This is a genomic window from Cytobacillus sp. Bac17, assembly GCF_024519925.1.
Taxonomy (GTDB): Bacteria; Bacillota; Bacilli; order Bacillales; family Cytobacillaceae; genus Cytobacillus; species Cytobacillus pseudoceanisediminis.
This window is the reverse complement of record NZ_JALJRC010000037.1, coordinates 1-18,958: the sequence shown is the minus strand read 5'-3', so window position 1 is coordinate 18,958 and position 18,958 is coordinate 1. Positions and strand designations below refer to the sequence as shown.

The 18,958-nt window shown below is 43.2% G+C and carries 20 protein-coding genes; 17 read left to right on the top strand and 3 right to left on the bottom strand.

Features of this window, described 5'->3' with window-relative positions:
* The first annotated feature begins 20 nt into the window (after positions 1-20).
* Positions 21-1,388, top strand: a complete 1,368-nt coding sequence (locus NR125_RS25520; protein ID WP_071157174.1) for an SLC13 family permease — start codon at positions 21-23, stop codon at positions 1,386-1,388.
* Between the two features lie 74 nt (positions 1,389-1,462).
* Here the strand turns inward: NR125_RS25520 and tcuA are convergent, their stop codons facing one another.
* Positions 1,463-2,962, bottom strand: a complete 1,500-nt coding sequence (gene tcuA / locus NR125_RS25515) for an FAD-dependent tricarballylate dehydrogenase TcuA (RefSeq protein WP_256816393.1) — start codon at positions 2,960-2,962, stop codon at positions 1,463-1,465.
* A gap of 123 nt (positions 2,963-3,085) precedes the next feature.
* Here tcuA and NR125_RS25510 point away from each other — a divergent pair, with 123 nt between their 5' ends.
* Complete coding sequence (locus NR125_RS25510) at positions 3,086-3,943, top strand: LysR family transcriptional regulator (protein ID WP_071157178.1); 858 nt, start codon at positions 3,086-3,088, stop codon at positions 3,941-3,943.
* A 105-nt stretch (positions 3,944-4,048) separates the two neighbouring features.
* Complete coding sequence (spoIID, locus tag NR125_RS25505) at positions 4,049-5,080, top strand: stage II sporulation protein D (RefSeq protein ID WP_019380633.1); 1,032 nt, start codon at positions 4,049-4,051, stop codon at positions 5,078-5,080.
* Positions 5,081-5,111: 31 nt separating this feature from the next.
* On the opposite strand, the gene NR125_RS25500 is transcribed toward spoIID, so the two are convergent.
* Positions 5,112-5,531 carry a VanZ family protein gene (locus NR125_RS25500; protein ID WP_019380634.1) on the bottom strand — a complete coding sequence of 140 codons (420 nt, stop codon included), beginning with the start codon at positions 5,529-5,531 and terminating at the stop codon, positions 5,112-5,114.
* 143 nt (positions 5,532-5,674) lie between these two features.
* On the opposite strand from NR125_RS25500, the gene spoIIQ reads away from it, so the two are divergent.
* From spoIIQ to NR125_RS25465, 7 genes are all read left to right on the top strand, one after another.
* Positions 5,675-6,640: a stage II sporulation protein SpoIIQ gene (gene spoIIQ, locus NR125_RS25495; RefSeq protein WP_009332181.1), complete on the top strand. Its 966-nt coding sequence runs from the start codon at positions 5,675-5,677 to the stop codon at positions 6,638-6,640.
* Positions 6,641-6,879: 239 nt separating this feature from the next.
* On the top strand, positions 6,880-7,485 hold the full coding sequence (locus NR125_RS25490; RefSeq protein WP_256816392.1) for a pyroglutamyl-peptidase I: 606 nt from the start codon (positions 6,880-6,882) through the stop codon (positions 7,483-7,485).
* 217 nt (positions 7,486-7,702) lie between these two features.
* Positions 7,703-7,978 (top strand): hypothetical protein, encoded by a 276-nt coding sequence (locus tag NR125_RS25485; protein ID WP_372675483.1) that lies wholly within the window; start codon positions 7,703-7,705, stop codon positions 7,976-7,978.
* 145 nt (positions 7,979-8,123) lie between these two features.
* On the top strand, positions 8,124-8,426 hold the full coding sequence (locus NR125_RS25480; protein WP_019380636.1) for a DUF4212 domain-containing protein: 303 nt from the start codon (positions 8,124-8,126) through the stop codon (positions 8,424-8,426).
* 93 nt (positions 8,427-8,519) lie between these two features.
* Positions 8,520-10,190, top strand: a complete 1,671-nt coding sequence (locus tag NR125_RS25475) for a sodium:solute symporter family protein (RefSeq protein ID WP_019380637.1) — start codon at positions 8,520-8,522, stop codon at positions 10,188-10,190.
* Positions 10,171-12,081, top strand: a complete 1,911-nt coding sequence (locus NR125_RS25470) for a DUF294 nucleotidyltransferase-like domain-containing protein (RefSeq protein ID WP_372675484.1) — start codon at positions 10,171-10,173, stop codon at positions 12,079-12,081. Before NR125_RS25475 ends, NR125_RS25470 begins: the two co-directional genes overlap by 20 nt.
* A 17-nt stretch (positions 12,082-12,098) precedes the next feature.
* Entirely contained in the window at positions 12,099-12,761 is a 663-nt protein-coding gene (locus NR125_RS25465; RefSeq protein WP_256816389.1) for a 3'-5' exonuclease, read from the top strand.
* 83 nt (positions 12,762-12,844) lie between these two features.
* Here the strand turns inward: NR125_RS25465 and NR125_RS25460 are convergent, their stop codons facing one another.
* Positions 12,845-13,483 carry a LysM peptidoglycan-binding domain-containing protein gene (locus tag NR125_RS25460; protein ID WP_019380640.1) on the bottom strand — a complete coding sequence of 213 codons (639 nt, stop codon included), beginning with the start codon at positions 13,481-13,483 and terminating at the stop codon, positions 12,845-12,847.
* Between the two features lie 135 nt (positions 13,484-13,618).
* On the opposite strand from NR125_RS25460, the gene NR125_RS25455 reads away from it, so the two are divergent.
* From NR125_RS25455 to fabZ, 7 genes are all read left to right on the top strand, one after another.
* Positions 13,619-13,804 (top strand): hypothetical protein, encoded by a 186-nt coding sequence (locus NR125_RS25455; RefSeq protein WP_256816387.1) that lies wholly within the window; start codon positions 13,619-13,621, stop codon positions 13,802-13,804.
* 373 nt (positions 13,805-14,177) lie between these two features.
* Positions 14,178-14,450: a sporulation transcriptional regulator SpoIIID gene (gene spoIIID / locus NR125_RS25450; RefSeq protein WP_009332173.1), complete on the top strand. Its 273-nt coding sequence runs from the start codon at positions 14,178-14,180 to the stop codon at positions 14,448-14,450.
* 521 nt (positions 14,451-14,971) lie between these two features.
* Positions 14,972-15,973 carry a rod shape-determining protein gene (mreB, locus tag NR125_RS25445; protein WP_009332172.1) on the top strand — a complete coding sequence of 334 codons (1,002 nt, stop codon included), beginning with the start codon at positions 14,972-14,974 and terminating at the stop codon, positions 15,971-15,973.
* A gap of 330 nt (positions 15,974-16,303) precedes the next feature.
* Positions 16,304-17,143, top strand: coding sequence for a flagellar hook-basal body protein (locus NR125_RS25440; RefSeq protein ID WP_256816386.1), 840 nt, complete (start codon positions 16,304-16,306; stop codon positions 17,141-17,143).
* Positions 17,144-17,177: 34 nt separating this feature from the next.
* Positions 17,178-18,005: a flagellar hook-basal body protein gene (locus NR125_RS25435; protein ID WP_019380643.1), complete on the top strand. Its 828-nt coding sequence runs from the start codon at positions 17,178-17,180 to the stop codon at positions 18,003-18,005.
* 17 nt (positions 18,006-18,022) lie between these two features.
* On the top strand, positions 18,023-18,292 hold the full coding sequence (locus NR125_RS25430) for a DNA-directed RNA polymerase subunit beta (protein WP_009332169.1): 270 nt from the start codon (positions 18,023-18,025) through the stop codon (positions 18,290-18,292).
* A 127-nt stretch (positions 18,293-18,419) separates the two neighbouring features.
* Complete coding sequence (fabZ, locus tag NR125_RS25425) at positions 18,420-18,848, top strand: 3-hydroxyacyl-ACP dehydratase FabZ (protein ID WP_009332168.1); 429 nt, start codon at positions 18,420-18,422, stop codon at positions 18,846-18,848.
* The last annotated feature ends 110 nt before the right edge of the window (positions 18,849-18,958 follow it).

Here is an 18,958-nt window from a genome sequence, read left to right as displayed (position 1 = left end):
TACGCCGAAGGAGAAACATTATGAAAAAGAAACTTCTAATGATTATAGCAATCGCGCTGTATCTTTTCTTTTTTATCCTCCCGATGCAATGGAATATAAAAGTACAGTCGCTCGTCGCGCTTGTGATCATCCAGCTATTATGGGTGGGAAACGTATTTCCCCTGGCCTACAGCTCACTACTAGTCATGCTGATGTTTTCCTTTCATTTTTTTACTTATGAAGAGGTGCTGGCATATATTAGTTCTGATGTTGTCTGGCTGCTGGTTTCTACATTTATCATCTCAAGAGCCTTTATCGATACTGGATTAGCCGACAGGCTTTCCTTAATGATTTTGAAATGGTCGCGCGGTGCAGGCAAGGTGCTTGTCTTCATCTCATTTTTCCTTGTCTTTATTTTATCGGTCCTTGTACCGTCCAATGTCGGGAAAGCAAGTCTTATTTCCTCCGTATTTGATAGTCTGATCAGAAGCTTAAAGTCAATGGACGAATCAAGCAATCTGGCGAAATCCTTGTTCATCGGCATCACCTATCTGATCCCGATTACTGGTGCTTTTGTTGCTACAGGAGCAAGTTCAACAATCTATGCTTACAGTCTTTTGTCCGATAGTGGCCATCATATTGATTTTCTGCAATGGACTCTTACTTTTGGAGTGCCAATCGCTATTTTTGCCGTGCTGCTCGGTCTGGCATTCATCATCATGTTTCCGCCGGAGAAAATGAACAAAGAGCATTTGCTGTGTCTGCTTGAAGCCAAAATCAGTGAATTGGGAAAGGTCAGTGCAAGAGAAAAGAAAATGCTTGCGATTATGGGCGTTACACTTACTCTTTGGATCACGCAGGCCATACATGGATACTCAATTCCCCTCATTGGACTTTTGGGCGCCTGTCTGACCATATTCCCGGGAATCGGAGTCTGGGAATGGGAGCGGGCAAGAAAATCGATTAATTGGGATATCGTTCTGTTTTTTGCTTCTACGCTCATGGTCTCAGGGATGCTGTTAAGTACAGGCACCATCGATTTGCTGGTTAAGTATCTCACCCCAATCCTTGCCCTGAAGACTCCGTTTATGACTGTTTTGATCTTAATTCTATTAACTTCATTGATGAGAATCATGTTTGTGAATGTCTTAGGTTTCCTGGCCATCATGCTCCCTTTAGTTATTTCACTGGGGGATGCATTAAGCGGCTTCCCAGCTCTGAACCTGGTGAAGGCCGTGCTTTTGGCAGGTATTCCAGGCTTCTTCTTTATCACCCAATCGCCTGTCCATTTAATCAGTTATTCATATGGCCATTTTAGTGAGAGAGATTTGCTTAAAGCGGGTGCTGTTTCCTTTTTGATTTGGATCGGGGTTATTTTAGGAGCGTTCGCATTTTATTGGCAGGGATGAGGCGGCTTACGGCTGTCTCTTCTTCTATTTTGAAAAAAAATGGCGTGCTCACTTAACTGAGCACGCCATTATAGTTATTTAATTGAAGCCTTGGATTGATTCACTGCGAATGAGGCGGCTTGAGTTCCGGCGACTTTGCCATAAACGGCACCGGACATTAAGCCTGATCCGCCTGGATAGTTTTTATAAAAGATTCCGCCGACCACCTCTCCTGCTGCAAAAAGCCCTGGAATTGGGGTCTGTTCTTTATTTAGTACTTCTCCATCGGTGTTAACATGTAGTCCGCCAAAGGCAAAGGTAATTCCGCATGTAACCGGGAAGGCATAGAAGGGTCCTTTCTCAGCCCGCAGTGCCCAGTTCGTTTTTTCAGGAGTGATGCCTGATGTTGATTTTCCATCTTTGACAGACGGATTATAATCACCATCTTGAACAGCATCATTATATTCTTGAATGGTTTTTAAAAACTGTTCTTTTTCTACAGGGAGCTGCTCCGCTAATTCCTGGAGCGTGTCTGCCTGATAAACAGTTGCTTCTTCCAGATTATATTCTTTGCGCAGAAGAGGTCTCACTTGGCTATCAAAGATCTGGTAAGCAACATGTCCAGGCTGTTTTAAAATTTCGCGTCCATATTTTGCATAGGTATAGTTCCTGAAATCGGCGCCTTCATCCACAAAGCGGTACCCCTCTTTATTTAGCATGATTCCAAGCGGGTATGAATGCTTCTTGAAGATATCGCCTGGCTTTGTGAAGTCACCGACCTTTGGAACATTATAGTCTGTACCAATGGAGTGGCATCCTGACCATTCACCAAATGTTTCGGCTCCAGCCTCAATCGCCATATTGATTCCGTCACCTGTATTGAATTCTGTGCCCCGGACAGCAGCTGCTTCCCACTCAGGTCCTAAATTCCTGGAGCGCATTTCTTTATTGGCTTCAAAGCTTCCGCAGGCAAGCACGACGCTGTTTGCCTCTACGATAAGTTCTTTCTCTTTTTGCTGAACGACTGCGCCGGTTATTCTGCTGTCTTCGGTTAATAACTTTGTTGCCTGGGCCTCATACCATATGTCAATCCCTGCTTCCTTAGCACGCTGGAAAAGTGCCTTCATTAAGCCAATTCCTTTTTCCTTAGTTTTAACAGGAAGGCCGCCCCAGAAGTGAATTTTGTCATCCTTTTTAAATGATTGATTATCATAATTCAGTTCAAATTCGACACCCTGCTCTTTCATCCAAACGATTGTTTCGTAAGACTTAGAAACAAGCTGATTTGCCAGCTCCGGATGGCTCTGGCCTTCAGTCACCCTCATTAAATCATTATAATAATCAGAATTACTGTACTCCGGCATCACAATTTTACCGGCTTCTTCATCTGTCAATGAGGGCATGATTCTTCTGATATCGCTTAAATCGTTATAAGCAAAACGGATGGCCCCATCTGTAAAATAAGAATTGCCTCCGCGCTTATGTTCAGGACCTTTTTCAAGGATCAGGACGCTTGCCCCATTCTCCTTTGCCGAAATCGCCGCACATAGTGCCGCATTGCCGGCTCCTACCACTACTACATCATATTTAGCCATTTTAAGTACCTCCCGACGAATTTTTACTATTTATAACTTTATTGTAGGGGGAATGGTAAAATAAATGAAATATTGATATTTTATTGTTAACGATAAAAAATTTCTATTTCAATGGAGGCAGAAATGGACGAAAAAGATTGGCTCATCCTGCAGACAATCCATAAAGAACGGAATATTACGAAAGCTGCGGAACAGTTGTATATCTCGCAGCCTTCATTGACGTACAGGATTCAGCAGCTGGAAAAAGAATTTGCTGTAAAAATCCTATCACGAAGAAAGAGAGGAGTGGATTTTACATCTGAAGGGGAATATTTAGTGGAATATGCCAATAGGATGATTCATCAGCTAAGGGAAACGAAGGATTTTCTCAGCAGCATGGAGGGTGAGGTAAGAGGAGCATTAAGGCTTGGAGTCTCACAAACGTATGCCAGATATAAATTGCCTGAAATACTGGCTGCATTTCTAATTCAATATCCACAGGTAGACCTGAAGTTAAAAACCGGCTTCAGCTATGAAGTAATCCAAATGGTTCATAAAGAAGAAGCGAATATTGGCATCGTCCGTGATCCTTATGATTGGAAGGGGCCAAAAATTTTAATAGATGAAGAGAGAATCTTCCTTGCTTCAAACGATAAAATCGATTTAGAACAGCTTCCATATCTGCCGAGAATAGATTATAACACCGATCCATCCTTAAAAAATATTATCGATCTTTGGTGGAAGGAAAACTTTAACCATCCTCCTACTATTACAATGGAAGTAGATATTATCGATACATGCCGTGAAATGGTTCTGAATGGGCTGGGTTATGGAATCCTGCCAGAAATTTGCCTTAAAGGCTGCACAGATCTAAACACATGGGAATTGAACTTAAAGGGTGAAACGCTTTACCGGAAAACATGGCTTGTATTTAATGAAAGTTCACTGAATCTCTCCGTCTCAAATGCTTTTATTGAATTTATCCGCGGCAGTAAAGCATAAATTGATTAAATGGCAGTCCGGTACATTAAGTTGTCATAATAGCTTGTCCATAGCCATAAACATGAAATGAGTTCGAATTATTTATTTGCTATGGAGGCTTAAAACATGACAAAATTCAAACCTTTCATCGTACTAGCCGCACTGTTGTTTGCCGTCACGCTTATCGTTCCCGCCCTGCTTGTGATTCCCTTTACAGAAGGAAAAGTCAGCGGGAAACTTGGCGAGGAGCTTAAGACTGAGACGAAAAAAGAGACAGCGGCAGAAATTCCTCAAGGGCCAGCCATAGAGGTAGGGGTCTACCGCCTTGCACAGAAAAAGCTGGAGACGGTTCCGCTTGAAGAGTATATCGTCGGAGTAGTAGCATCGGAAATGCCGGCTGAGTTTGAAGAGGAGGCTTTGAAGGCTCAGGCATTGGCAGCCAGGACATTCATTGTGAAGCAGTTAATGAATAAAGATAGCGTTGAACTTCCTGAGGGGGCATTAGTTTACGATACAGTAACCCATCAGGTTTATAAAAGTGATGAGGAATTGAGACAGCAATGGAAACAAGATTATAAGTGGAAAATCGAAAAGGTAAGAGAAGCCGTTACCGAAACGCAAGGCCAGATTCTTACTTTCGACGGCTCACCGATTACAGCCTCCTTCTTTTCAACAAGCAATGGCTTTACGGAAAATTCCGAAGCTATCTGGCCAAATTCTGTTCCTTACTTAAAAAGTGTAGAAAGCAAATGGGACCTGCATTCTCCGAAGTTTAACGGCAGAGAGGTATTCACAGTCCAGGATTTTGAAAGGAAATTGGGTGTACAGCTTCCTAATGATAGCACGATTGGCACCGTAACTGAACGCACAGCCGGCCAGCGGGTCGCAAAAGTGGATATTAACGGAAAAGTCGTCAGCGGTAAAGACATCCGGGAGAAGCTTGGCCTGAAATCAACAGACTTTACCTGGGAACGCAAAGGAGACAATATCATCATCAATACCCAGGGCTACGGCCATGGAGTCGGCATGAGCCAATACGGCGCAAACGGCATGGCAGTTGAAGGAAAGAGCTACAAAGAAATCGTTGCCCATTATTATAAAGGGGTGGAAATTGCCGCTTCTGACCAGCTGCTGACGAAAGTCACGGCTAAGAAATAAGGAAAAGAGCTGATTCATTGAATCAGCTCTTTCAATTTGCTTTATTAAAAAAACCAAGAAAATTAGCAAGCTTTTTAAACTTCCCATAAAAAAGAGCCCGGCTGATCAAATACCAGCACACCAGCACACCGGTAATATCCTTGACAGCGTCAATCACAGTAGCAGACCGATAAGGTACAAACGATTGATGAATTTCATCGAGAATCCCGTAAAAGCAAGCCAATACGGCCAATAAAATATTTACTCCCGGGGTTAGCTTAAATACTGTTAAAGCAGCCAAAACCAGAAGAACATACAAAATACCAAACTCAATCAGATGCATAGATTCTTTTAAAAAACGGTCCACCGCCAGATCCGGCAGCTCCACCACTGCATCTGCCGGCATGCTGGACAGGACCCAAATAAGCGCCATATAAAGGAAAGGCAGCACCCGTATTATCCACTTAACCATCTATAAGTAACTCCTTATAAATTTTTTTCCCAAATCATGCATAATCCGAAAACCTTTGTCGAAAAATAAGCCCAAAAAATTTTTTTTGAGAAATGTATATAATCCTCTCAATCTGTTCAGACTGATTGCTGAGGTGATGATAAATGAGAGAGGAAGAAAAGAAACGATCTTCTCAAGATTCCAGCTTTAAACGCTTTATGAAGAAGCGGTGGGCATTCCCAGCTATCTACATTGCAAGTGCAGCAATCATTCTAACCGGTGTTCTTTGGTATCAAACAAGCGACAACGCTACAGACACTGACAGCTACGATTACGAAGCCACTGATATTACCGGCAAAAAGTACGACGAGCCAGCATTGGAAGTTAACCGCGCAATGGAAAACTTCGTAATGCCTGTCAAAGATCCAGACTCAGCTGTCATTCAAAAACAATTCTATGACTATGACGGCAAGGCTGAAGAACAGGAAGCTGCTCTAGTATTTTACAATAACACATACCATCCGAACACAGGTATTGATATCGCTACAAAGGATGGAGAAACTTTTGATGTCCTTGCTGCATTAAGCGGAAAAGTAACTAAGGTAGAAGAAGATTCACTTTTGGGCAATGTCATTGAAGTGGAGCATGACAAAGGAATTGTAACACAATATCAATCTGTTACAGAGATGAATGTTAAGGTTGGCGACCAGGTAGAACAAGGTGATGCCCTTGCGAAGGCAGGCGAAAGCTTGTTTAATGAAGAAGCAGGCGTACATGTACACTTTGAAATCCGTAAAGACGGAATGCCGGTCAATCCGCTTGATTACTTCAATAAGCCGCTTAGCTCTTTACAGGAGTTAGACACAACTGACAAAGCTAATGCTGAAGAAAACAGCGGTGCAACTGAAGGAAACGACGAAGCTGCTCCTTCTGAGGACAAGTCAGCTGAAGAGTCTGGCAAAACGGAAGACGAAGGTTCTGCTGAAGAACCTGCGGATGAAAATGCCGGAAATACGGAAGAAGACGAGTCTGCTGATACAGAAGAAGATCCAGCTGGAACTTCTGAAGACGAAGGTCAAACTGACGACCAAGTTGAGGAAGACACTGCAACTGAATCAACTGACGCATAATGATAGGGAGTCTGCCGAAATGGCGGGCTCTTTTTTTGACAGAATGTATGAATCCTGAAGTTTGATAACTGTCTAGTGCAAGCAGCCTGCCCCCTCGATTTGTAGGGGGTGGGCAAGGCGCTTCCGCTTTTCTTTTGACAGGTACCACCCGATTTTTGTCGAATCAACATTTTTTAGACAATTCTGCCATTGTCCTGTATAATATTTCGGAAAACGAAGAGTTATACAGGGGGAGAAATATGAAGAAGCTTCTATTAACCGGATTTGAACCTTTTCTTGATTTTCCAATCAATCCGACGGAAAAGATTGTACATGCATTGGATGGCAAAGCTGTTGGAGACTATGAAATTATGGGGCACCTTTTGCCGGTGGATTTTAATGTCGCCCCTAAGGAAATAGCAGAGGAAGTAATGGCGAAAAAACCGGATGCAGTGATTTCTCTTGGACTGGCAGCTGGCCGTACAGCCATCACACCTGAAAGAATCGCGATCAATTGCCAGGACGGGGAGCCGGATAATAGCGGAGTCGCCCCTGAAGACAAACTGATAGAGGAAAATGGTCCCGATGGCTATTTTTCAACGCTTCCAATCCGCCGGATGGTTAATAGGCTTAAAGAAGCGGGATATCCTTCTGCCATCTCGAACTCAGCGGGGACTTATTTATGCAATAACGTTATGTACTCTGTGCTTCATCTGCTAAAATCCGCAAACACTGAAGTACCGGCGGGTTTTGTGCATATTCCTGCTTCCCACGAGCTGGCAGCTGCCAGCAAAAAAGGCATGGCAAGCTGGTCTGATTCAGATTTGCTGGAGGCAATTACTCTTATCATCAAAGAATTGGATTAAAGAGCCGGACAGGCTCTTTTTTTTCGAAGTTTTTATTATCACTATAGTGTTTTCCTCTAATGCCCTAAAGCCTCCGCCATCCATACTTGCGGACAAAAACCCTTATGTATCAATGGGAGCAGTTGGTTCTTTTAAAAAAATTTAATATATTTCCAGCATGTACTTGACCTGGAAATGATTTTTGTACATAATGAAGTATGAATTTTCTTAAAATTAAATGAAGTCAGAAAATAACTTGAATGCCTATTTTAAAGCCGAAAGCAGAAATCAGCAAAAAATGACAGCGCTTTCTAAAAAGGAGGGAACCAAATTGCTTACGTTAATGTCTATGATGATTATTACAGGTATCTGCCTTTTTCTAGCTTTAAGAAAGAAAAGACCAATCTTCCTGGCAGTTCCATTTCTATCAATCTTTGCTTACTTCCTCGTTCAAATCATTCTTGTTCCCGCACCTTTCATGGATACAGTCAAATTTATTTTCAGTTTAAGGTAATGGTTTTGTCCGGGTCCGGATAACGGATCCGGTGAAATAGCGGCGATTCAGCTGCAGATAACCGATAAAGGAGTGATTCCTGACAATAAAGTCTGTTAATCAGAATCAAGAGTGCGAATTTATCATTTTTACCGGGGGTGGAGTTTTGAAAAAAATTGATAAAAAAGTAGCAGACAGTTATTTCCGCGAAAAGACTCGGAACATGATCATTTATTTTGCTATTGGATTTCTTGCCTCTTTTGGCGTGGTCTTTTTTGCAGAACCATTAAGCGATATTTCGATTAACGGATTTCCATTCCATTACTTCATGGGCGCACAGGGCGCGGTCCTGACCTTTATCATTCTGCTGTTCGTTAATGCCAAAATGGGGGATGCCATTGACCGGAAATATGGAATTGATGAAAACAAAAATGAACAGATCAGCTCAGGGAAAGTTCTTGATCATTAATTAATGAAAAATGAGCGGCTGTTCAAGCCGCCGCTATAAATAGAGAAAAAAGGGGCGTCATATAAATTTTTTACGGAATAAAGGGGGATGTCTTTGGATACACAATTTTTGGTCTCATTATCCATTATTTTAGCTACATTTGCTTTATATATTGGAATAGCCATTTATAATAAGGCAAAAGAAACATCGGAGTTCTATGTTGCCGGCCGCGGGGTGCCGCCAGTCTTTAATGGAATGGCGATAGGCGCCGACTGGATGAGTGCCGCTTCCTTTATCGGGATGGCGGGAACGATCATGCTCCTGGGCTATGACGGTCTTGCCTATATTATGGGCTGGACGGGCGGATATCTGCTCTTAACCTTCCTTTTGGCACCACAGCTGAGGAAATACGGCCGCTACACGGTTCCTGAATTCATCGGTGACCGGTTTGACAGCCACACAGCCCGTGTGATTGCAGCCCTTTGTACGATCATTATCAGCTTCACTTATTCGATTGGCCAGCTTTCCGGTTCAGGAGTGGTTATTGGCCGCCTGTTTGAAATTGATGCGAAGCTTGGAACCATGATCGGTGTCGTTCTTATTGCCTTTTATGCTGCATTCGGCGGCATGAAGGGGATTACTTGGACGCAGGTTGCTCAGTATGTCATTTTGATTATCGCATATATCATTCCAGTCGTTTTCATGTCCCTTCAAATTACAGGAAACCCGGCCCCATGGCTTTCTTATGGGGAGCTTGTCGGTAAAATGGGTGAACTCGACCGGGAGCTTGGAATCTCTGAATATTTTGCACCATTTACAAATGGAACAAAGTGGCAGTTCCTGGCTCTTATGTTTACACTGATGGCTGGTACAGCCGGTCTTCCGCACGTAATTGTCCGTTTCTATACGGTATCAACGATGAAGGCCGCCCGCTGGTCTGGGGCATGGGCATTGCTGTTCATCGGCTTGCTTTATCTATCTGCACCTGCATACTCTGCATTCTCCCGTTTCATTTTAATGACACAGGTTGCCGGCAGCAAAATTACAGAACTGCCTGCCTGGACGAAGACATGGGTTGATACAGGCAAGCTGCAAGTAGCTGATGGCAATGGCGATGGGGTACTGCAATGGAATGAACTCATTATCTCGAACGATATAGTCGTTATGGCGACACCTGAAATTGCCAATCTTGGCATGTTTGTCATCGGTCTTGTGGCGGCTGGGGCAATGGCTGCTGCATTATCAACAGCCGGCGGTTTGATGATTGCGATATCTTCTGCCTTTGCCCATGATATTTTTTACCGGGTGCTAAAACCGAATTCAACTGAAAAGACACGTCTTTCTGTTGCTCGCTGGTCCATTGTAATCGCCACTCTTTTAGCAGGTGTAATCGCACTTAACCCTCCAGGAGCGATTACGCAAATTGTTGCCTGGGCATTCGCACTCGCGACCGGAACATTCTTCCCTGCGCTTGTTCTGGGGGTCTGGTGGAAGCGTTCAAACTCACAGGGGGTTATTGCCGGCTTGCTGGTCGGATTAGGTGTAACTTTGGCTTACATCTTTGCAGCTAAATATGGCGGCTTCACCATCCTGGGTATCATTGATACAGGTGCTGGTGTGTTTGGTGCCGCTGCAGCATTTGCAGCTAATATCATTGTTTCTCTCATGACAGCTGCCCCTTCGCAAAAAATTCAGGAGGAGGTTATGGATCTTCGCTATCCGGAGCAAATGGTCTACAAAGATGGTGAAGTATGGATGAACGATGATGGATCAAAATCTGTATAACCTATACCATTTGGAGGCTGTGCGGTTTCACCCCTTTTTTCAAGGGGTGGAATTTGACACAGCCCTTTCACTTCTATCTTTGTGTGAAGTCCGCCGCTATGGGAAAAGTGAAATTATCCTGAAAAAAGATAAACCGCATGAAGGCCTTCTGCTCCTTTTAGAAGGTCTTTCAGAGGTATTGGTAAAAAATGAACATAATGGACGGGAAGAAGTACTTGAAGTAGTCCAGGCAGGGGAAATGATTGGTTTTTCCAGCCTCGCCGATTTCCTGGGAGTTTCCAAAAAGATCGATACAGAGTCAATGGTCGAAGTCAAAGCCTCCAGCGAGGTAAGGGCGATGTTCATTCCGTTTGAAGTGGTGAGAAAAAGATGGGATGACCCTGCTGTTCATGATTACTTGCTGACACAGGTAGTCATCAGATTGAAAGATGTTTACGCTTCTCTTGCAGAACAGGTAAAACTCGCGACAGATCATGGAGAAAATGACCCATTCATAATCCGGGTTCAGGATGTCATGAGTACTGAGGCGGCTGCAGTCAGTCCGGACGCATCCATTCAGGAGGCCGCTAAATTAATGCATAATAGGAAAATAAGTTCGATCCTTGTTGCAGAGAATGATTGCTTGTTAGGGATTATTACGGAAAGAGACATAGTGGAACGGGTAGCTGCTGCAGGTGCTGATTTATCTGCTCAGGCAAGAACCATTATGACAGAAAATCCAGTCACGATATCAAGGTTTGCGTATTATTATGAGGCCCTTTCACTGATTCTGTTTAAGGGTGTCAAACACCTGCCTGTCAAGGAAGATTCTAAGGTGGTAGGGATTGTGACGCTATCAGATTTGCTGAGAAAGAAAAACGAGAATGTGATGAAGACTGTTGGACAAATTGAAAAAGCCGACCGGGACAATCTTCCGCAAATCAAAACGGGCATCTATGACATTATTGATTCTTTAATAAGTGATCGTGTTCCCATATTAAAAATGCTTGAAATCATTACAAAGCTATACGATCGTCTGGCAGCAAGGATTATAGCTCTATCTATTTCTGAACTGAGAGAAAAAGGTTTACAGCAGCCCTGCGAATTTGTTTTCTATCAAATGGGCTCAAGCGGCCGTGGAGAACAGTTCATGCTCACAGACCAGGATCATTTCCTCGTTTATGAGAGTCATTCAGAAGAAGCCACGGCATTTTTTGAAGAGCTGGGAAAAAGAATCACCTCTAATATGGAAGCAGCTGGCTATGCACGCTGCAAAGGGCTCATGATGTGCAGTGAACAGAAATGGCGCGGCTCATTGACAGTATGGGAAGAGAGGCTGCGAACATGGATGCTCCATTCAACAAATGACCATTTATTATTAGCGCAAAACTTCTTCTCCTATCGGCTAATTGCGGGGAGTGAAGGGCTGCATGCGGAATTTGAAGCGCTGGCCGCTGAACAGGTTAAGCGGTCCAGAATTTTTTTATACCGGCTGGCACAGCTGGAAAAGGAACATGGCATACCCGCCCTGGATCAGCCGATCCGATCCCTATTCAAGCTGCATCGAAAGAACATCGATATGAAAAAAGATATTCTATTTCCCTATCATCATAGTCTGCAGATCCTGTCACTTATACATGGAAAACTATCAGGCACACCAATGGAAAAAATAGATTTCCTGCAGGAGAAGCAGGTGTTCTCAAAGGAGTTTGCATCCGATTTAAAGGAAGCGGTAAGTACTATTATGACATTGTATGTCACCCAGCGATGGCAGCAGGAGAAAGCAGGTGCCTCTTTCTCTTCCGTTATATCATTTACAAGAATGTCTACCCGCGAAAAAGAAGAATTGATTCTAAGCTTAAAGACATTAAGGGAGCTGCAGAGCCAGGCAATCGCAAGATTCTCTCTATAGATCTGAAGGAGGCTGGTATGTTTTTTCTCAGAAAGAATGTGACGTGTTCCTTAACGTATGAGAATATTCCGTTATCCACGCCGCTTGAAGATCTGAGTTTTATTGTATTTGATACTGAAACAACAGGATTTCAAGTATCTGCAACAGACCGGATCATTGAGATTGGTGCCGTCCCTGTAAAAGGATTTCAAGTGCAGGAAAAGGACCTTTTTCAGACATATGTTAACCCAAAACGACAAATTTCTCGGGAAATAAGAGAATTAACCTCTATTTCCGATGATCTGGTTAAAGATGCCCCGCAGGCATTGGAAGCCATTCTAAGCTTTTTTGATTATGTTGAATCAAGGGAAGCGGTATGCCTGGTTGGCCATTATGTAGGCTTTGATGCACTTGCTATCAAAAGTGAATTTAAACGCGAAAAGCTTGCTTTGAAAAATTTCCTTACTATTGACACGCTGGATTTGATTGGCTTTATCGCCCCGTCCTATGATATGCGCGACCTTGAGAGATATGCCATGGCATTCGGCACCCGCATATATGACCGCCATAGTGCAGTAGGGGATGCTTTAACTACCGCATACCTATATGTTGAATTGCTCTTTCAGTTTCAGCAGAGGGGCCATAAAACCTGGGGGGAATTGATTAAAGCAACCGACAGTCAAATGAGATCCCTATTTTAATGACAGTGGTTGGAATGTTGGTGAGTGGATGATTGATGCGGTTAAACCAGTGGAAAGCCGGCAGAATGCGGCTTTCCATGCCTTTACTGTATATCGATCAGTGAACCGTCCTTATAAACCACCAGGACTTCTTTTCCTGACATTTTTTGATAGGTTTGTGCTGTTCCATAAGGTACCTTCAGTGTGAAATAATCATCCCCATTTTTAAATTCCACCGTAAAATTGTCTGCCGCACCAGTGATGACTGCTTTTATTTTGGAAATATCCCCTTTAATGGTCAATTTCTGATTAATGAGTACCATATCACTTTTTAACTTGTTTAATCTTTTCAGTTCATTGACATTCATGCGGAAGCGCTTTGCGATTCCCCATAGTGTATCGCCCGGCACCACGGTATAAACAGCTGTCTCATTATTGAACGGTTCTTCTGTATGACGCTCAGTCCGAACCTCCAGTGATTGCCCTGGATGAATTGTGTCAGACTTCAGATGGTTAACCGCTTTCAATTCTTTAACAGTCATATCATGTTCCCTGGAGATTTTATATAATGTATCTCCATGCTTCACTTTGTAGGTGCCTGTCAATGCCTGAGCTTCTTTTGATGAAACGCTGAAACCGGCTGATGCGATTACTGCAGCGAACACAGTGCTGGCTGCCGCCATTCCTCTTGCTTTTATCTTCTTTCTTTTATCGTTTAGAATTCTTTCCTTGCGTGTTTGCATACTATGTTCATCCTATCCTTTGGAATATAATGGTTTTATAACCAATTAAATGAATTGTTTTCCGAGAAAAATAGTACGGTAAAAATATCCGGTTCACAATAGGGAGGAGTTCCTGGCTCTTTACCCTTGTTTCCGATGATGTACATAGTTCAATCCACTCTGCAATTCCTAGATTTATGCATTTATCTGATTCTAAAGAAATTGTTTATGTCTATAGAAATGAATGATCCGGCAATGAAGGGTTTTGATGGATATGCGGGAAAAGTACTGGATTTTATTAATGGATCAATTAAAATTAGGAAAGTCTTCACTGGTCTTTAGGCCGCTTATTTTTCAAATACCCCAAAGGATTTTTTGAAAACATTTCTGATTTTTGGCCTCCAGATGTCCTATTTTCAAAAAATTTACACAAAACCTTGTCCCTATTGAGTTTTTCGTGCATATTACCTCAACCAAGCTAATAAACTGTTACAAACCTTACAAAGAGAATGTATGAGGTGAGGGATCGTTTTACTAAAACTAATGAATATGTTGAGGACATGTTTAATTATCGCAAGCTGAAAGCAAGCCTTTCAGGCGCATGCACGATTAAACTCATTTTAATCATGAATCCATGCGGAATACAGTTAAAAACCAGACAGAAAGCGAGTCTCATTTCACACTTCTCACATCCAAATCGGGGAGGGCGAGTGGTGTGCACGATTACATCAAAGAGAGAACTATCAAGATTGGAAAGTATATCGTGGAGACGAAAAAAACGGTTCGCGTAATCGCGAAGGAGTTTGGCGTATCCAAAAGTACAGTCCATAAAGACTTGACGGAAAGACTACCTGAAATCAATCCTGAACTGGCAAACGAAGTAAAGGAAATCCTGGATTATCATAAATCGATCCGCCATCTGCGCGGCGGCGAAGCCACAAAAATGAAATACAAAAAAGAGGAAATGGAAGAAGAGCCAGTTAAATGAAAAGATTCAAAAGGCGCTGATAAAGGCGTCAAAGGCTAAAGACTGCTGTTTTTAGCAGTATCATGGCAATTTTTGTTTTGATGTACATGATGGACCTTCATGCGGCTCCGGGGGCTAAAAGATCATAAGCTGTTTCCATGGCCTGAACCAAGGCTTTGCTATATGGATTTAAGCCCCTTCCTAAGTCGCCTGCATCTATTTCCCCATTTCGACAAAAACCCTCAAAAAGTCTCACAAAATCTGTCAAAATGTTACTGCTTTCACAAGGAATGTGTTAAAATATAAAATTAGGATAGAACTTGGTTCGTAAAGACTAGGACTCCTAATGAGAACGCCGGGCAAAATCATTTCTTTATAAAAAGAACTGATTTTTTTGCGTGGCTTAAACTGCAGTTGCGAATAATGACTTGAACATCTAACTAAAAATTTATAAGCGAAGTTCGCTTTAAGAATGCCTAAATAGAGAGAGCCTTCAAAGGTGCGGACAGAAGCTGGCCATTTTGCAAGGAGGAAAAAGAGAAATGTTTGCTAGGGATATTGGGATTGATTTAGGAACTGCCAACGTGCTAATCCACGTTAAAGGACGCGGAATTGTGCTGAATGAACCATCTGTAGTGGCAATTGATAAAAATACAAACAAAGTACTGGCCGTCGGGGAAGAGGCGCGCCGCATGGTCGGACGCACACCAGGGAACATTGTGGCAATCCGCCCGCTAAAAGACGGTGTTATTGCCGACTTTGATGTGACAGAAGCGATGCTGAAGCACTTTATCAATAAACTGAACGTTAAAGGCTTCTTATCAAAGCCGCGCATTTTAATCTGCTGCCCGACAAATGTTACAGGTGTTGAGCAGAAGGCGATTAGGGAAGCTGCTGAAAAAAGCGGCGGCAAAAAGATATATCTTGAAGAAGAACCAAAAGTTGCGGCAATCGGAGCAGGCATGGATATCTTCCAGCCGAGCGGAAACATGGTTGTCGATATCGGCGGCGGTACAACAGATGTAGCGGTTTTATCAATGGGAGACATTGTTACGTCTTCTTCTATTAAGATGGCCGGAGATAAATTTGACAACGAAATTCTTCAATATATCAAAAAAGAATACAAGCTTCTAATCGGCGAAAGAACTGCCGAAAATATTAAAGTAACAATCGGGACCGTATTTCCTGGCGGCAAAAGCGAGGAAATGGAAATCCGGGGCCGTGACATGGTTTCAGGTCTGCCGAGAACGATTACCGTACGCTCTGAAGAAGTTCAGGGTGCTCTGGCAGAATCTGTTGATGTCATCGTACAGGCTGCCAAAAGCGTGCTTGAACGCACACCGCCTGAACTGTCTGCAGACATCATCGACCGCGGGGTTATTTTAACAGGCGGCGGGGCCCTTCTTCACGGAATCGACCAGCTTCTGGCTGAAGAGCTGAAAGTCCCTGTTTTAATTGCAGAAAACCCGATGGATTGCGTAGCCGTTGGAACAGGTATCATGCTTGATAATATTGATAAGCTTCCAAAGAAGAAGCTTGTATAATTGTGGACCCGTCTTTTTGGCGGGTTTTTCTTTTGGGAACAGCTCAAGTGCTGTTTTTGCGCGAAGTGACCAATAAATTTAGAAATTCACCGATAAAATTCTAAATTGGCCGATAAATAAAAAATGTGACCGGTAAAAATGAAATCTGACCGATATCAATAAGTGAATATATCTTTAGTAAACTTTCTCCTATTCCAGCCGATTAAAAAAAGGTACAGCTTTTTTCAAAATCTAACTCAATTCTTCAAAATTTTTAATGTTTATTGTCGGAAAGTTTCTTATAATAGAGGTAAATAGATGTTCGGAATTGCAATTTAGAGGTGATTAAAGATGTTTAGAGGTTTCTACACGGCTGCTTCCGGGATGCTTGCGCAGCAGCGGAGGACAGAAGTGCTGACGAATAATATGGCGAATGCCAATACACCAGGTTTTAAAGCAGATCAGACAAGCTTAAGGGCTTTTCCTGAGATGCTTTTGCAGCGAATTGGCCAGAAGACAGTTCCGACCGAGAAAGGCCTTAATCTTCCTTTTAATCAGGAAGTGGGCAGCCTGAATTCAGGGGTCTATATGCAGGAGACACTGCCATCCTTCATGCAGGGAGATATGAAGGAAACAGGCCTGAATACGGACCTGGCCTTGCTTGATCTTAATCTTCCCGTTAATCCGGATACTGGCTTAAGTGGGTCTGTCTTTTATACAGCAGCAGGTATTGATGGCGAGCAGCGCTATACAAGGAATGGAAATTTTACCCTTGATGGAGAAGGTTATTTAACGACAGCGGGCGGATTATATATTCTGGATGATGCGGGTGAACGGATTCAGCTCTCCAGTGACCGCTTTAAAGTGAGTGAAGATGGTGTGATAACAGGTGAAGCGGGTGAAACAGCGAGACTGGGCATTATGTATGCACAAAACCCTGAAAGCCTGCGTAAAGAGGGTGACGGACTGTTTGCAGTGACAGAAGAAAGCGTCCTTGAGAATGCCTATAATGCACAGAATGTCCAATTCAAGCTGCAGCAGGGCTATTTGGAGCGTTCCAATGTAGATGCTTCCCGGACGATGACAGATATGATGACCGCCTATCGCTCTTTTGAAGCAAACCAAAAGGTCCTGCAGGCTTATGACCGCAGTATGGAGAAAGCCGCAAATGAAATCGGGCGGATCGGGTAATGTCCTGCGGCAGACCCGCTAAGGGGGAAGAACAATGAATAGAACCATGATCACAGCAACGAATACTCTGGCACAGCTGCAGAAGCAGATGGATATTGTCAGTCATAATGTGGCCAACATTGATACAGCGGGCTATAAAAGAAGAGAAGCCAATTTTACCGATTTGCTTTTTCAGCAGTTCAATAATCAGCGGAATCCGAATGCGGAGACCGCAAGACTAACACCTGCAGGCATCAGGCAAGGTGTAGGGGCAAAGCTCGCGCAATCCCAAATTGTCATGAAGCAGGGTGCCTTAAAGGCAACCGAACGGCCGCTTGATCTAGCCTTCACAAAAGAAGGGCAGTATTTCCGTGTGCTCGAGCAGACCGAAGAGGGAGCAGCTGTGCGTTTTACCAGAACAGGCGCCTTTTATTTAACACCGGTTTCAGATAATGAGACCATGCTTGTAACAGGTGACGGACTTCCTGTTCTTGATGAAAATAATAATTCGATTATAATAAATGGACAAGCTAAAAATTTTAAAGTGACCGAAACAGGGAGCTTTTTGGCAGAAGCAGCCAATGGTTCCATCCAGGAATTCAATCTTGGAGTGGTTCTGATTAACAAGCCTCAATTCCTGGAGCAAAAAGGGGATAATCTTCTTGGCCTTCCTGATGGAGTTGACGGCGAGGGGATCTATACAGAGCTGAATGGTGCGCTCCGCGGCCAGATAGGAATGGCCCAGGGTTCCCTTGAACAATCCAATGTGGATATGTCTAAGGAAATGACAGATTTGATCAACCTGCAGCGGGCATATCAGTTTCAGTCAAGATCTGTCTCCATGGCTGATCAAATGATGGGGCTGATCAACGGAATACGTTAGGTAAAAGGGGAAATAAAATGTCAGTAAACAACAGTAATCAAGAAGCAGTCAAGACGCGTGAACAACTGAAAAAAGAACACAGCAAAGAAGAATCACCGCGTAAAGGGCGGGTTCGCATTCGCCTCATTCCAATCTGGCTTCGGATTATTATTGTCGTGCTTTTAATTTTCCTGAGCGTTACGGCCGGAGCCGCGGTCGGGTATGGAGTCATCGGCGGCGGGGAAGTAAAGGATATTTTTACAAAGTCCACATGGATGCATATTGTGGAGTTAGTTGAAAAAGAATAGAAAATGAAGAGGAGGGCGATGATGCCCTTCTTTTTTGTTTCCACTTTGCGTTCGCCCATTTTTTTAGTAAAATAAATATAAGCTATTATTAGTATCTGGTACTAAATACTGCAGGGGAGCGATACATATGAAATTGAATGTTGAAGAAATTAAAGAAATAATCCCTCACCGATACCCATTTCTGTTTGTGGATTCCATTGAAGAGCTTGAGCCTGGAAAAAGAGCTGTCGGCAAAAAGAATGTAAGTGCCAACGAGGAAGTGTTCAATGGGCATTTCCCGAATTACAATGTATTTCCAGGATGCCTGACACTTGAAGCCTGTGCACAGACAGGTGCTGTTGCCCTGCTGTCACTGGATGAATATAAAGGAAAGCTTGCCTTTTTTGCCGGTGTGGAGAAATGCCGCTGGAAACGCCAGGTGCGGCCGGGCGATACACTCATCATGGAAGTCGAACTGCTCTCCGTCCGCAGGGGAATCGGAAAAGGAAAAGCCGTTGCGACTGTAGAGGGCGAAGTGGCGATGGAAGCTGAAATTATGTTTGCAATTGAAAGGTAATGATAAAAGAAATCCCGTACGAAGCGTACGGGATTCAGACTGTCGACAAACTCGATGAAAATCGTGCTTGTCTGCAGTCTTTTTTATTTTAAAATAGAAGTAATACAATG